Source organism: Alcanivorax sp. (assembly GCF_017794965.1).
Classification (GTDB): domain Bacteria; phylum Pseudomonadota; class Gammaproteobacteria; order Pseudomonadales; family Alcanivoracaceae; genus Alcanivorax.
This window is the reverse complement of record NZ_CP051240.1, coordinates 529,612-544,255: the sequence shown is the minus strand read 5'-3', so window position 1 is coordinate 544,255 and position 14,644 is coordinate 529,612. Positions and strand designations below refer to the sequence as shown.

Sequence of the window (14,644 nt, the reverse complement as noted above, 5' to 3'; positions counted from 1 at the left end):
AAAAAAATTCAGAAGGAATAACGCCATGCGTGACGTAATCATTATCGGTGCCGGGGGTGGTGGCGCCGTAGTCGCCAAGGAACTGGCCGAACAGGGCCTGGATGTACTCATGCTGGAGGCGGGCCGCCACACCGGTGACGCCGAGCAGGAATGGCCTCTATATGAGAGTGCCTCCCAGGGCGTATTGCGCTGGGGCCCGACCGATCCCGCCATGGGCCCCTGGCGGCGCGAATATGCCCAAGCGTCCACCGCCTTTCAGACCGCCGGGGTGGGCGGCACGACGCTGCAGTACTTTGGCAATTCACCCCGTGCCATGCCCGGCAGTTTTGCCGGCTACAACGGCGCAGACAAAAGCCTGTATGACAACAATTACCTGTTCCCCTTCAGCTATGACGAGCTGAAGCCCTATTACCGCTGGGTGGAAAAGATCCTGCCGGTGCAGACGGCGGCCATGGGCACCAAGGAAGAAGTGTTTATTCGTGGTGCCGAAGGCATCGGCCTGCACTACGAGCGCGGCAAGGATGTGGACAAGGCCAGCTTCCGTCCCCAGCAGAACGCTATCCTGCAACCCGGTGGGCTTGCCGGCCGCACCGACAAGGCCGACTGGCTGAAATTCCCCTGGGCCCGCGGTTGCACCTACTGCGGCCACTGCTACCAGGGCTGCAGCATGCCCCGCCGGGCGCCGCGCAACCTGAAAGCCAAACGCTCCACCTATAACAGCTATGCGCCCATGGCACTCACTGCTGACCTGTGGTCCCGCCATGGCAAGGCCGCAGAGATTATCGACGATGCCTTTGTCACCCAGGTGCTGACCGAAGGCAGTGGCGCCAGCCTGAAGGCGGTGGGGGTCGGCTTCCGCATTGGTGCCACCGGGGAAACCCAGGTAGAAACGGCCAAAGTGGTCGTCATGGCCGCCGGCGCGATCGAGACACCGCGGCTGTGGCTGAACAGCGGGCTACCCAACGACAATGGCTGGGTCGGCAAGGGCCTGACCACCCATGCCACCGACGTGGTGACCGGGGTCATGCCGTTTGAAACCAAAGGCAGCCAGGGCCCCGCCTCTGCCGTGCGTGCGGACTTCCCGGGGTACGGTTCATTCGAATCCTTCGGCGGCATGCCCGGCGCCTATGCGGCCAACGCCTTCCTGGGCAGTGAAGCCGGCATCGCGGGCGCCTATGATCACAGCGGCGAAGTGGATCAATCCGGTGCGGATGTGGTCGGTCGGCTGGTCGGCCCCAAGCTGAAAGAGACCATGAGCGACATCGATCGTTTGGTCAGCATCGTGATCCTCACCGACGACGATGTGGATCCACGCAACAGCGTCTCCCTGTCCGCCCAGCCGGCCGATGAAAACGGCCCGGTACCGCTGGTGAACGCACAAACCGCCAACTTCACCGCACGGACACGCAGCAACCGCGAGTACCTGACCCAAAAAGCGGTGGATTTGCTCAAGGCCGCCGGCGCCTCAGAGGTGATTCGCCCGAAGGCGCCACCCTCCCTGATTCACATGCAGTCGAGCATGCGCATGGGCAGCGACCCTGCCAACTCTGTCGTGGATGAGAACGGTGAGGCACGCGCCGTGCAGGGCTTGTACATCGCCGACAACTCGTCGCTGGCCAATGCGCTGGGGGGCCCTAACCCGACCCTGACCACCCAGGCCATCGCCACCCGCACCGCCGAGAAGATCATGGAGAAACATTTCGGTGGTAGCTGCTGGGTCAACCGCTGGGGCCTGCCGACAACCTCGGTGGATCCCCGTGTCACCGTGGCCTGCGAGCGCCGCAACCTGTAAGCGCAGCAACAGGCAACGCGCCAACAAAACGGGACGCTTCGGCGTCCCTTTTTTTGGTTCATCGCGGATTTCCGCGAAGCCCCCCTTTTTTTTCCGTAGGAGCCTGCCTGCAGGCGACCGGAGTCTTGGCGAGGTAGAGATTCCAGAAGCGAGTTTCGAGTGCCGAGTTTCGAAGAGCTGAAACCGGCTGTCGGGTTCGGGTTTCGATCTTCGCAACTCGCTTACCGAAACTCGAAACTCACTTCCTCGCTTAGGCTCGGATCGCGGCCGAACGGCCGCTCCTACAGCGGATATAGATGTCGCAGAGATCACTGAGGTAAAACGATGGGTTTTATTGTGGGTCAGAGGGAAAGGTGACTGAACATCAGTATCAGCGAACGTTGCTCCGATTCTCCCTGTGGGAGCTTGCTTGCAAGCGAAGGGTTTTGGTCGAGTGCGGGAAAACCTTCGTCTGCAAGCAAATTATTCGCTTCGCTCACCCTTCGGGCCGCACTCCGTGCGTTACTCCGCTACGCTACGTTCCCTCCTCAAGATCGAAAATCGGCCTCGGCCAGTCCAGCCCTGCCCCTGTTTCCCGTCATTCTGCGATGAACCACAAAAAAAGGCGGCCGATGGCCGCCTTGCTTTTGTTGCCCGCCGTTCCTTACGGGATTGGCAGGTAACCGCCGTCCACTTCCTTGGTGACAATGGCCACCGCGTTGTGAGCGTGGAGACTTTCCAGGTGATTCACACGCAACCAGAAGTCCTTGTAGCAGGTCTGCGGGTCGATGGCCTGTTTCAGGCGACGGGCCGCATCCTCACAGAACATCAGGTTCTGGCCATTGAGCAGGGCGAACTCCTGCTCATCCACACGCTTAACCGCCGTCTGTACCGGCGTCTTCAGCGCCCCCTCGATGGAATCGATCAGGGCCGTGATCGGAAACGCATCCCCTTCGGTGTGATCCAGCAGGACACGCACCTGGGCCACAGAGCGCTGACTGTGCGGGGTTGCCACAATCCCTTCTTCGGTGCCGAGCCACTCGTAAACGGCTTCCGCATCGATCTTGCCGTCCTGGAAGTCCTTGCGGAATTGCTCCTGGATCAACTGGCGAGACAGGGCCGCAGAGCAGGGGCAGGTGGAGGAATACGGCACTTCCACATACATCTCGATGCGCATGCCTTCTTCACACAGGGTGCCCTTGATGCTCACCGGGTAGCTCTTCCAGCCGGAGTAGCTGCTTTTCAGAGCCGGACGGCGCATGGAGTATTCAAAATCCAGCTGGACAAAACCGCGGGTGCTCAGTCCTTCGTGGGTTTCCAGGAAGTTGCGCAGCAGTTGCTCAATGGACGCCGCGCTGACGGAGTGATCGCCGAAGGTTTCTTCCAGCATCAGGAACAGGCGAGACATGTGGATACCCTTGGCATCCGGGTTCGCCAGATTCACATAGGCCTGGATCGAGGTGCTCACCGGGCGCTCACCGGCCAGGGTATCGCTCACCCGGGCAGGCAGATGGATCTCGCTCATGCCAACCCAGTCCAGGGTGCTATGGATGTGATCCACCATGGAGTTGGATGCCACATCGGGCATCTGCTTGGTGCCACCAGCACCGTTTTCACGTGTCATGGGATTCTCCACAGAGGTGATGACTATGCTTCCGGGTCACGTCGGGGCCGCAGAAGTCACACCCTATTCATATGAGGGTCATCACCCTTTCCTACAAGGGGGCGCAAGTCTAGCAGAAAGTCGCCGCCAAATTGACCATTTAGCGGCGCTTCAGCGCCTATTAGAGTGACAGCGAACACCTATCAGACGGTACCGGAGGGCTCGTTGCCGCTTCCCACCAACGCCTGGAAACGCTCCAGATCACGCAGCGGGCGGAACATTTCTTCCACCCGGGCATGCCGCACCAGGGTTTCCGAAGTATTTATCGCCGCCTCCAGATCCTGCAAGGCGTTGTCAATTTCACCCAGCCCGGCCCAGGCACAGGCCCGCTGGTAAAGGGCATGGGAGTTCTCTTCATCCACTTCCAGTACCCGGTCACACAGGCTCAGGGCCCAGCGTTGCTCGCCCAGCTCCAGCGCGGCATCCGCCTTCCAGGCCAACGCCTCCGCATCGTCCGGTCGCAGTTCCAGAATGCGGTCGTACATCTCGATCTTCGCCTGGGCGCTCGGCTCCTTGGTGCTCTTGAGCCACAGGCTGTGAATCTCGTTGGTCCGCTCAATTTCTTCCTGGTTCTCGGCAATGGTGCGCGATTTCTTGCGCAGCTCACGCTCCAGATCCGCCAGCCGGGACTCGTATTCGCTGGTCAGTCGGGCCATTTCCTTTTCCGCATAGACCCGCACGTTGTCCTTCAAGTCCCGGATGGTAGACCAGCCCACCAGCGCCAGAATGGACGCCGCACCGGCAATCAGATAGAAGAAGTAGGTCACCGTGTTCGTGGCATACCCCATGGCCTTGTCGGCCACTTCCAGCTCCCGGTCCGTGACCAGCAGGTTCATCTGGTTGCGGTACTCCATCATGTCTTGCCGCAGGGTACGCAGTTCACTCAGGATCCAGTTTTCCCGGAACTGGGAAATCACCGGCCCCTTCTCTATCTCGCTCTGCGCCTCTTCCCGGGGCCCAGGGTCCGTCTCCGTTGCACCATAAACAGAGGCTGTGGATACGCACAGCGCCAGAATTACCAGAATTCGCTTAGCCCGTTGCAGCAAGGTTTTTCCTCCACCTGTTGCGATGAATCTGCGTGGCGAGGCCCAGGGAGCCTCTGAATAACCCCTTGCATACTCAGCCTGGAAAACCCGAAGGGCGCGGCCTGCAGCGCCCATCTGCTGCGCCTTGCCTCTCGAAAAGGGAACCACCCTGACCATCGAGACAAGACACAACAGCTGGGCGCTCCAGGCCACGCTGAGTACGCAAGAAGTTATTTAGAGGCTCCCTAGTCGCCGTTGATTGGAACAGTACCAGAGTGAAGGCAGTGTCGCTGATTAAAAAGCAACCAACCCTGACCTGCCCCCCTTCCCTCTCCAGCCCTTTTGTCACGCGGCTTTCCACCGGAAGAGACCTGTGCAGCCACCCCATTACTTTGACATCTAAATGTTTTACCCCTAAAATACTTCGCCGATTCTAACAAGGAAATTTAAGGCCTTGCCTTGGCTGAAGGGAAAGTTTGACTGAAAAAGGCCGTTACACCTCAAAACTGTTTGAGGAGGCACCGTGACCATTTTTCGTCACATTACTTTGTTATCAAGAGAACTTGCGGCAATGGCCAGACACGAAGACGTGCTGATTTCATTACGACAGATTATTCGCGCAACGGACCTCTACTCACGGAAGTTGAGCAAGGTATCCGGGCTTACTTCCCCACAACTGCTGGTGATGCAGGCGATGGGGGCCAAGGGTGAGATCACCATGGGTGATCTGGCCAATGATGTATCCCTGAGCCAGGCCACCGTGACCACCATTCTTGACCGGCTGGAAAAGCGCGACCTGATTGAGCGCAAACGGGGCGAAACCGACAAACGCCGGGTGTACGCCCACCTGACCCCCGCCGGCGAAGCCATCATTGATCAGGCCCCTACGCCACTCCAGGAAGAATTCATTTCCCGGTTTGACCGGCTGGAGGACTGGGAGCAGTCGCTGATCCTCAGCTCACTGCAGCGAGTGGCGGCCATGATGAATGCTGAAGAGATTGACGCCTCGCCGATGCTCGACCTGGGCGCCATCGACCGCGCACAACCCGCGGTGGATCTGGCCCAACGTGCCAACGGCGGCAACCAATAACCTTTCGAAGCGGACCATTACTGAGACTATGCCTGCAGATAACGACGCAAAGAATACGTCCACCAACGGGGACGACATTACCTTTCGCAAACCTGAAAGCCAGGACGGCAGCCGGGTTCACAAACTGATCAGCGAGTGCAAACCGCTGGATGAGAACTCCGTGTATTGCAACCTGCTGCAATGCACCCACTTTGCCGACACCTCCGTGGCGGCAGAAATGGACGGCGATCTGGTCGGCTTCATCTCCGGCTATATCCCGCCCAAGCAGCAAAACGTGCTGTTTGTATGGCAAGTGGCCGTGCATGAGAAAGCCCGCGGCAAGGGACTGGCCAAGCGCATGCTGGCAGAACTGATTGAACGGGAAGAAAGCGCCGAAGTTCAGTTCATTGAGACCACCATCACCCCGGACAATGAAGCGTCCTGGGGAATGTTCCGCAGCTTCGCCTATGAGCGTAGCTACCCGACGGAAGAGTTCATCCTGTTCGATTCCCGCATTCATTTTGCCGGCGAACACAACGATGAATATTTGCTGCGGATTGGCCCTTTCAACCGCGAAGAAGCCTGAACGAATTCAAGCGAGGATTATGACCATGACTATGGACACAGAGATTTTTGAAAGCCACGAATCGGAAGTAATGAGCTATGCCCGCAGCTTCCCGGTGGTATTCGACCAGGCCAAGGGCAGCTACCTTTACGACGAGACCGGCAAGGAATACATCGATTTCCTGGCGGGTGCCGGCACCCTGAACTACGGCCACAACAACCCGATCCTGAAAGAAAAGCTGATCGAGTACATCCAGCGAGACGGTATCGTGCACGGTCTGGACATGCACACTGCCGCCAAACGTGAGTTTATGGATGCCTTCTATGAAGTGATCCTGAAACCCCGCGATATGGATCACGTGATGCAGTTTACTGGCCCCACCGGCACCAACGCCGTGGAAGCCGCACTGAAAATCGCCCGTAACATCAAGGGCCGTGAAAACATCATCAGCTTCACCAACGGTTTCCACGGTGTGAGCCTGGGCGCCCTGGCAACTACCGGTAACAGCCACCACCGCGGTGTGGCCGGTGTTTCCATGAGCGGCGTAACCCCGATGCCGTACGACGGTTACCTGGGCGATGCCTTTGACACCACCGAATACCTGGACAAGGTGCTGGGCGACTCCTCCAGTGGTGTAGACCACCCGGCCGCCGTGATCGTGGAAACCGTTCAGGGCGAAGGCGGTATCAACGCTGCCAGCTTCGACTGGCTGCGCAACCTGGAAAAGGTTTGCCGCAAGCACGACATGCTGCTGATTCTGGATGACATCCAGGCAGGCTGTGGCCGTACAGGCACCTTCTTCAGCTTTGATGACATCGGTATTCAGCCGGACATCATCACCCTGTCCAAGTCACTGAGCGGCTATGGCCTGCCGTTCGCCATGGTGCTGATGAAGCCGGAACTGGACCAGTGGAAGCCGGGCGAACATAACGGTACCTTCCGTGGCCACAACCTGGCATTCGTGACCGCTGCCGCAGCGCTGAACCACTACTGGCGCGATGACAACTTCGCCAAGGAAGTGCAGAAGAAGGCAGGCATCATTACCGAGCACTTCCGCGAGATCGCCAACAGCTACGACGACCACTGGTTCTACCTGAACGGTCGCGGCATGATGCAGGGCCTGGTGGCACGTGACGGCGAGCTGGCCGGCGAAATCACCGAAGCCTGCTTCAAGCGCCAGCTGGTGATCGAGACTTCCGGCGCCGACGACCAGGTGATCAAGACCCTGTGTCCGTTGACGATCAGTGAAGAAGATCTGACCCGTGCGCTGGACATCATCAAGGAAAGCGTCAGCGAAGTGATGACCGACCGCATCAAGCGCGGCGAAGCTCACTCCGTATCCAGCCTGGCAAGCTAATCCTGCCAGTCACCGGAACGATTCACACAGCCGCCCAACCGGGCGGCTGCTATATCACCCACCCTGGAGAATGAATCCATGATCGTTCGTACTCTGGCGGAAGCCGAGAATTCAGAGCGCTGCGTAAAAGCCGAAAACGGCAACTGGCAGTCTGTTCGCCTGTCTCTTAAAGATGACAAGATGGGGCACTCTTTCAACATCACCACCATCTTCAAGGGCACCAAGACCCACATCCACTACAAGAACCACTGGGAATCCGTGTACGTGATTTCCGGTAACGGCAAGATCGAAACCATCGCCGATGGCAAGGTCTACGACCTGAAGCCGGGCACTATCTATCTGCTCGACGAGCACGACGAACATTGGCTGTACGGTGGCGATGAAGATATGGTCGTGGCCTGTGCCTTCACCCCGCCGCTGAGCGGCAAGGAAGTGCACGATGAAAATGGCGTATACCCGGCGGATCTGGATTAAGAGACGCTGCAAGCAGCACGCAACACGCTGCACGCCAAAACAAAAAAGAGAGCGCTTCGGCGCTCTTTTTTTGTGGGAGATTCAGCTTGCTGAACGAATGCAGCGTTTGATAAACGTTGGGCGCTGCTCACTCAGCAAGCTGAGTTTCCCACCTAGAAACTGTCTGGCGCCCCAGGTTCAGAATCAGGCATAAAAAAGGGCGCCGAAGCGCCCCTTTCTTTTAGTCTTTTCGCGTGCAGCGTGTTGCGTGCTGCATGTAGCGTCTCTTATTCAAAACGCATACTTGGCAGTGAACTGCACGCGTTTGAGATCGCCATCTTCACCGTTTTCAATTTCACGGTTACCGTAGATCAGCTCGCCACCCAGAGACAGCGGCTTGGCCACTTGCCAGATCAGGTTGGCATGGGCACTCTCGATGCGCTTGTTGGTCGTCAGGGCGACCGTATCCGGGTTATCGGCCTGGCTCACTGACAAGGCAAAGTTGGAGCGCCATTGATCACTCCAGTGGTGACGCAGCGCCAGTACCGCACTCCATTGATCAATCAGATCGATATTGCCATCGGCTTCAATCTGCCCGGAACGGAACGCATTTAGTGTGGTATAGCGACCCAGAGCATTGCCATAGTTGGCCTGGAAGCGGACATCATCCATCTCGCCCAGTTTGACGCGACCGGCAAAGGAGACACCGTAGCCGTACTCACTTTCATCCTGGTCCAGGCCACCGATATTGTCCTGGTAGGCCAGTTCACGACCCATGGCAGCCAGGCTCATGTTGCCCCAGTCACCGGTGAAGTTATAACGTGCCACCAGATCGGGCATGGCGTTATCGTCGTAGGGATTCTCGGTACCGCCATAAAGGGTGGTGGAGGGGTTTTCCATGGCCAGCATCAAGCCGCCATTGGTGTAGCGAATCTGTGCCTGGCGTTCAAAAACGGTGCCCGCGGCGCCCACGAAGTCCAGCGTTTCCGGCAGCGCACTGACATTGAAAAAGGTAGACCAGGTCTGACCGAACAACCACTTGTCCCAGGTCAGATAGGCATGGCGAAGGCGAACCGCATAGCTGTTGCTGATGCGCTCATCGCCCATGCCATTGGTCTGGAAATCCACCTCGATATGGCTCTTCACCGTACCTGCTGAGGTTTCGGTTGCACTTTTCAACCAGAAGCGACTTTGCTTGGCGATCATGTTCAGTTTGCCGGAGCCTTCATCGACCAGGTCCGCGGGATCCACCGGGATCGTGGACGGCACCATGAAATCATCCCCCACACCCGCGGTGGCTTCTTCACCGTCACTGTACTTGCTGTACAGGGTATCCGCCTTGATAAAGCCCCCGAAACTGAGTTGGGTATTGCCCGCCTGTGCTTGACCGGCAGCCTGCTGATTCTCTGCCTGCTGCTCGAGCATCTCTACGCGCTCTTCCAGTGTTGCCGCGCCGGCGGTTCCGGCGCAGGCCAGTGCAATACTGGCGCACAGGTACTTGGGTGTTATTGCTTTCATGGCCCTGTCCTCTTGTTGTCATTCAGATGCAAGATATAACTGACTCCGACAAGCAGCTTGCGACAGGTCCTGTTTTGTTCTCCATTAGCCATAGGTCGTAGCCATGAACGCCTGCCCGGAAACCCTTGAAGCGACACCTTACGACCAAAGTCTAATTGGGCTTTCCCCCATGCCACTCCACACTGGCCTCGCCTTATCGTGAGCACCGTCCAGGGACTGGACCAACCTCCAACGTCCCCTTTCCCTCTTTCCCCCGCATGGGATGGGGTGACAGATGGCGGCACCTAACGAAAGGATTCTGTTGTTATTAACCCTTCCCCCGGCTGCCTGCCCAGGCAGCCTTTTTTTGTTTCATCGCGGGTTAGCAGGAATGGCGCATAGCAAAGACCATTCCGTAGGAGCGTCGCTGGCGGCGCGATTCCAGGACCAGGAGCAAAAGCTGTCTCACCACAGAGGGCACAGAGGTCACCGAGAAAAACAGGTTTTCACTCTGTGTGCTCTGTGGCCTCTGTGGTAAATGTCGTTCTTCAGGTTTGGGTTATCGCGCCGCCAACGAGCGCAGCGAAGGAACGCCTGACAAGGCGGCCCCGAAGGGGTGAGCGCAGCGAATAACCGACGCTCCTACGGAAAGGGGGAGGCTTGAATCGGGCTTTCCCCGACATTCCGCGATGAACCTTTTTTTGCCGCTCTGCGGCTGCATCACGTTTCATGCAACACGCAAAGACCCAGGCAGGTTTATTTGCCTTTCACGGCGGGTTAATCGAAACTCAATTAACAGCAACACGGACAATGCCTCAAGGCATGAAAACGGATACAAGACGCTACACAGCTCTCGTTGTCGAAGGCTGTACAGAAGAACAAATAATCGCTAGAACAATGCCATGACAAACATACTGATTGCTGATGACCACCCGCTCTTTCGTACAGCCCTGAAACAGGCTGTCAGCGCCAGCTTTGCCGATGCCCATATTCTCGAAGCCGACTCTCTGGCGGCACTGGAATCGCTGGGCCAGCAATCTGTGCCTTTCGATGTCATTCTTCTGGATCTGCACATGCCCGGCACACACGGTTTTTCCGGGCTAATCTATTTGCGGGAGCAATATCGCAAGGTGCCACTGATCGTGATTTCTGCCACCGAGGATGTGGATGTGATTCAGCGAGCTATCCATTTCGGAGCGGACGGTTTCATCCCCAAATCCACGCCGGTAGACACCATGACGCAAGCCATGCAGCAGGTCATGAACGGAGAGCGCTGGCTGCCCGAACACGCCCGCCGCGCCATGCCCCCCTCACTCCCGGATCTCTCGGCCATGAGCGAGCGCATCGCCAGCCTGACGCCTCAACAGTTCCGGGTCATGGGCATGCTGATGGAAGGTATGCAGAACAAGGTCATTGCCTACGAACTGGAAGTCTCGGAAGCCACCATCAAGGCCCACATGACCGCCATCTTCCGCAAACTCGGCGTCCGCAACCGCACCCAGGCGGTATTGGCACTGAAGGATCTGGCGATTGAGCAACCATCGGTAGGCAGTGAATAGTTAACAGTGAACAGTGAACAGCGCGCGATCTCGCGTGCTCTTGATGTTGAACGTATGAGGCCGCGCCCGGAATCCGGGCGCGGCCTCATACGTTTCAAACCCCCAAGGCGCTACACGCGCAACTGTTAACTGTTAACTGTTAACTGTTAACTATTCACTGCCTCTAACGTTCGCTTAAGCATCGCCTCCGTCAGCGGCTTCTGCAAAAAACCCACGCCGTTTTCTTCAGCGCGCTGGCGAATTTCCGGGCGGCGGTCGGCGGTCATCAGGGTGGCGGGGACCACATCGTCCCAGCAATCATCCAGCCCTTCGATCACATCAAAACCGTTCTCGTGATCCAGCTGGTAATCCACCAGCAACAGGTCTGGTGCCGGTGAAGCCTGCGCCTTGACTCTGGCGTCCACGAGCCCGTTGGCGGCCACCACCTCGCAACCAAGCGTTTTCAGCGCTTCCACCAGGCTGGCCAGCAGTCCGGGATCATTGTCCACACAGAACACCCGCATGCCGGACAGGTCCCGCTGCACCGCCTCCTCTTCATGGGAAAGCATGGGCGGCAGCTCCCCACTGGCCAGAGGCACCGTGACACTGAACAGGGTGCCCCTGCCCGGCCAGGAACGAACGGTCAGGGTATGCTTGAGCAAACGGCAAATACGGTCGGCAATGGCCAGCCCCAGCCCCAACCCCTTTACATCGCGGCCATTCTGTTGGGGCAAGCGCTGGAATTCCTGAAAGATCTGCTCATGCTGGTCATCAGGAATGCCGGGGCCCGTGTCCCATACATCGATACGAACGGCGCCTGAACGGCGCCGACAGCCAAACAGCACGCGCCCGGATTCGGTATAACGAATGGCGTTGGACAACAGATTCTGCAACACCCGGCGCAGCAACACTTCATCGCTTTCCACCACACACGAGCAGGCCACCATGTGCAATCTCAGCCCGCTGGCCCTCGCCAGGGCAGAAAACTCCTGCCCCAGTGGCTCCATCAGTTTCTGCAGACTGAGCGGGTGCAGGTGGACCGGCATGACCCCGGTGTCCAGCTTGCTGATTTCCATCAGCGCAGAAATGATTTGTTCCGCCGTCTGCAGTGAACTGTCGATATGGCCAAGCACATCCACTTCCCTGGCAAAGCCACTTTCATCCTGCTGCCGGAGCTGCTGACGCAGGGACGAGGCAAACAACTGGGCGGCATTGAGCGGCTGCATCAGGTCATGCCCTGCCGCCGCCAGAAAGCGGGTCTTGCCCTCATTGGCCTGCGCCAGCTGCAGATTCAGTTCGGTGAGTTTGCGGGTTCGCTCTGCCACCATGTTTTCCAGATTTTCATTAATCTGCCGCAATGCCTGTTCGTCCCGCTTGCGTTCGGTGATGTCCATGTAGGTGCTGACAAACCCACCGCCGACCATGGGAGTGCCGCGCACCTCAACAACAATTCCGTTGGGCAGTTCACGCTCGAATTGATGGGAATGACCGTCGCGCAACAACTGCACCCGTTTGTGCACATTCGCATCCATGTCTTCACCGTCATAGAACCCGCGCTCGGCATTGAAGCGATACACCTCCTCAATGGGCCGCCCCAGACGGATCAGACCATCCGGATACTGGAACAGCTTCACATAGGCCTGATTCCAGGCCACCACCTGCATACTGCGGTCCACCACACAGATCCCCTGGGCAATGGTTTCAATGGTGGTGCGCAACAACTGGTGATTGAACTGAATCAGCTCAGAGGCCTCATCCATCATCCGCACCACATCATCGTGGCGACTGTTCTGTTTGCGCAGCAGGGAGCTCATCACGATGCGGGCGGTGGATGCACCCATGGCACCCGCCAGCAAGCGTTCCACGTAACGAACAAGATGCAGCGGCGCGGGGAGGTCCTGGTCTTCCGACACATGCCGGCGCCGCATGTAATCAAAAAACAGGGGCTCCGCCCGGGGGTTACCGAGCCCCCGTCGACAGACATCCAGCAACTCACCGGTGGTAATGGAAGGGTGGCCCATGCCTTCGCGCCACCAGTCCGTGGGCATATCCACGAAGCGGGCGGCCTGGGCTTCATCAAGGGCGTCAGGGCGCGCCCTGCGTGAGAAATAGATAAAGGCCGCCAGGTTGAGACTGATCGACCAGAAAACCCCATGGGTGAGAGGCTCAAGGCCTTCAATGCCAAACATGGCATGGGGGCGCAATAATCCCAGCCCCAACAGCCCGTGGGTATCCAGCGAGACAACCCAGTCTACTGGCAGTATTACCGGCAGCAGCAGGCAATAAAACCACACCACGAAGCCCACCCCCAGGCCGACGAAGGCCCCCTGCTTGTGCCCATTGCGCCAGTACAGCGCGCCCAGCAGGGCAGGCGCAAACTGGGCAACCGCCGCAAAGGACAACAGGCCGATACTGGCCAGCCCGTCGAAACGATCAATCAGGGTATGAAACGCAAAGGCCAACCCCAGTAACACCAGAATACTGGTGCGGCGCAGAAAACGAAGCTGCTTGCCCAGATCCGATAACTGGTCCTTTTCATGCAAACGCGATTGCAACCACATGGGCAGCAGCACTTCGTTGGTCAGCATGATGGCCAATGCCATGGTCGACACAATCACCATGCCGGTGGCTGCTGCAATCCCGCCAATAAAGGACAGCACCAGCATGCCCGCATTGCCCTGCGCCATAGGCAGGGAGAGCATGTAGGTGTCCGCCTGCCCCAGCAGATAGGGCTGCGTGAGTACGCCGCTGATCACAATCGGCAGCACGAACAGGGCAAACATCAGCAGGTACAGAGGAAACAGCCAGCGGGTGTTGCGTAAATGCCTCAGATCATTGTTCTCCACCACCCCGGCATGAAACTGCCGTGGCAGACACAGGATTGCCACCATGGACAGCAACAGGGCGGTGACAAAGCTCTGGGAAAACAGGGTGGGCTCGAAGGTTTGCATCACATCCGGGCGGTTTGCCAGCTGCGACCACATGTCTGCCGGGCCATCAAAAATGCCATACAGGCAGTACAGCCCGAGCATCACGAAGGCCACCAGTTTGACGAAGGATTCAAAGCTCACCGCCAGCATCAATCCGGACTGATGCTCCGTGGTATCGATATGCCGGGTGCCGAACAACAGGGTAAACAGGGCCATCAGGGCCGCAACCACCAGCGCCGTGTCCACGGATGCGCTGTTGCTGTCCTGCAGTACATAGTCAAAAGACAGGGTCACCGCCTTGAGTTGCAGGGCGATGTAGGGCAAAACGCCAACCACAGCCACCAGGGTCACCAGTACGGCAAGACGGCGGGACTTGCCGTAGCGGGCAGCCAGAAAGTCTGCAATGGAGGTGATGTTCTGCTGCTGGGCCACCGACACCATTTTGTAGATCAGCGAGCCCCCCAACAGCACCGTAATGATGGGACCCAGATAAATGGGAAGGTAATTCCAGCCGTTCTGTGCCGCCTCCCCCACCGCGCCGAAGAAGGTCCAGGAGGTGCAATACACGCCCAGCCCGAGGCTGTAGACCCAGGCGTTCTGAAAGGTTTTTCTGCCTTCTCTGGCGGCCCGGTCACCGAGCCAGGCGATAACGAACAGCACCAGCACATAACACAGTGCCAGCCCGCTCAACTCCCACAACGATAGCACGGCAGCTCCCGGTTCTTGTTGGTCTCATCAGGGGGCTTCACATGCCCCTTCAGCATGCAGCCTGATCT

The 14,644-nt window shown here is 58.2% G+C and carries 10 protein-coding genes; 6 read left to right on the top strand and 4 right to left on the bottom strand.

Features of this window, described 5'->3' with window-relative positions; all coding sequences use genetic code 11:
* The first annotated feature begins 25 nt into the window (after positions 1–25).
* Entirely contained in the window at positions 26–1,792 is a 1,767-nt protein-coding gene (locus tag HF945_RS02435; RefSeq protein WP_290524183.1) for a GMC family oxidoreductase N-terminal domain-containing protein, read from the top strand.
* A 643-nt stretch (positions 1,793–2,435) separates the two neighbouring features.
* Here HF945_RS02435 and folE2 read toward each other — a convergent pair.
* Positions 2,436–3,395 carry a GTP cyclohydrolase FolE2 gene (gene folE2 / locus HF945_RS02430; protein ID WP_290524182.1) on the bottom strand — a complete coding sequence of 320 codons (960 nt, stop codon included), beginning with the start codon at positions 3,393–3,395 and terminating at the stop codon, positions 2,436–2,438.
* 182 nt (positions 3,396–3,577) lie between these two features.
* The gene (locus tag HF945_RS02425) at positions 3,578–4,480 is read right to left on the bottom strand and encodes a hypothetical protein (protein WP_290524181.1); all 903 of its coding nucleotides are present in this window, start codon (positions 4,478–4,480) and stop codon (positions 3,578–3,580) included.
* A 550-nt stretch (positions 4,481–5,030) separates the two neighbouring features.
* Between HF945_RS02425 and HF945_RS02420 the strand changes: the two genes are divergently transcribed.
* From HF945_RS02420 to HF945_RS02405, 4 genes are all read left to right on the top strand, one after another.
* The gene (locus HF945_RS02420; protein WP_290524180.1) at positions 5,031–5,549 is read left to right on the top strand and encodes a MarR family transcriptional regulator; all 519 of its coding nucleotides are present in this window, start codon (positions 5,031–5,033) and stop codon (positions 5,547–5,549) included.
* A gap of 28 nt (positions 5,550–5,577) precedes the next feature.
* The gene (gene ectA, locus HF945_RS02415; RefSeq protein WP_290524179.1) at positions 5,578–6,114 is read left to right on the top strand and encodes a diaminobutyrate acetyltransferase; all 537 of its coding nucleotides are present in this window, start codon (positions 5,578–5,580) and stop codon (positions 6,112–6,114) included.
* Between the two features lie 31 nt (positions 6,115–6,145).
* Positions 6,146–7,450: a diaminobutyrate--2-oxoglutarate transaminase gene (ectB, locus tag HF945_RS02410; RefSeq protein WP_290525378.1), complete on the top strand. Its 1,305-nt coding sequence runs from the start codon at positions 6,146–6,148 to the stop codon at positions 7,448–7,450.
* Positions 7,451–7,528: 78 nt separating this feature from the next.
* Positions 7,529–7,924, top strand: coding sequence for an ectoine synthase (locus HF945_RS02405; RefSeq protein WP_035233423.1), 396 nt, complete (start codon positions 7,529–7,531; stop codon positions 7,922–7,924).
* A gap of 270 nt (positions 7,925–8,194) precedes the next feature.
* Here the strand turns inward: HF945_RS02405 and HF945_RS02400 are convergent, their stop codons facing one another.
* Positions 8,195–9,421, bottom strand: a complete 1,227-nt coding sequence (locus HF945_RS02400) for a DcaP family trimeric outer membrane transporter (RefSeq protein ID WP_290524178.1) — start codon at positions 9,419–9,421, stop codon at positions 8,195–8,197.
* A gap of 881 nt (positions 9,422–10,302) precedes the next feature.
* Between HF945_RS02400 and HF945_RS02395 the strand changes: the two genes are divergently transcribed.
* A complete protein-coding gene (locus tag HF945_RS02395) occupies positions 10,303–10,959 on the top strand; it encodes a response regulator transcription factor (RefSeq protein WP_290524177.1) in 657 nt (218 codons plus the stop codon).
* Positions 10,960–11,105: 146 nt separating this feature from the next.
* Here HF945_RS02395 and HF945_RS02390 read toward each other — a convergent pair whose 3' ends face one another.
* On the bottom strand, positions 11,106–14,576 hold the full coding sequence (locus tag HF945_RS02390) for a hybrid sensor histidine kinase/response regulator (RefSeq protein ID WP_290524176.1): 3,471 nt from the start codon (positions 14,574–14,576) through the stop codon (positions 11,106–11,108).
* Positions 14,577–14,644 lie beyond the last annotated feature (68 nt).

Bases quoted from the DNA above. Each gene is read 5' to 3' on its own strand.
- HF945_RS02435 (WP_290524183.1), top strand. From the start codon at position 26: ATGCGTGACGTAATCATTATCGGTGCCGGGGGTGGTGGCGCCGTAGTC.
- folE2 (WP_290524182.1), bottom strand. From the start codon at position 3,395: ATGACACGTGAAAACGGTGCTGGTGGCACCAAGCAGATGCCCGATGTG.
- HF945_RS02420 (WP_290524180.1), top strand. From the start codon at position 5,031: ATGGCCAGACACGAAGACGTGCTGATTTCATTACGACAGATTATTCGC.
- ectA (WP_290524179.1), top strand. From the start codon at position 5,578: ATGCCTGCAGATAACGACGCAAAGAATACGTCCACCAACGGGGACGAC.
- ectB (WP_290525378.1), top strand. From the start codon at position 6,146: ATGGACACAGAGATTTTTGAAAGCCACGAATCGGAAGTAATGAGCTAT.
- HF945_RS02405 (WP_035233423.1), top strand. From the start codon at position 7,529: ATGATCGTTCGTACTCTGGCGGAAGCCGAGAATTCAGAGCGCTGCGTA.
- HF945_RS02400 (WP_290524178.1), bottom strand. From the start codon at position 9,421: ATGAAAGCAATAACACCCAAGTACCTGTGCGCCAGTATTGCACTGGCC.
- HF945_RS02395 (WP_290524177.1), top strand. From the start codon at position 10,303: ATGACAAACATACTGATTGCTGATGACCACCCGCTCTTTCGTACAGCC.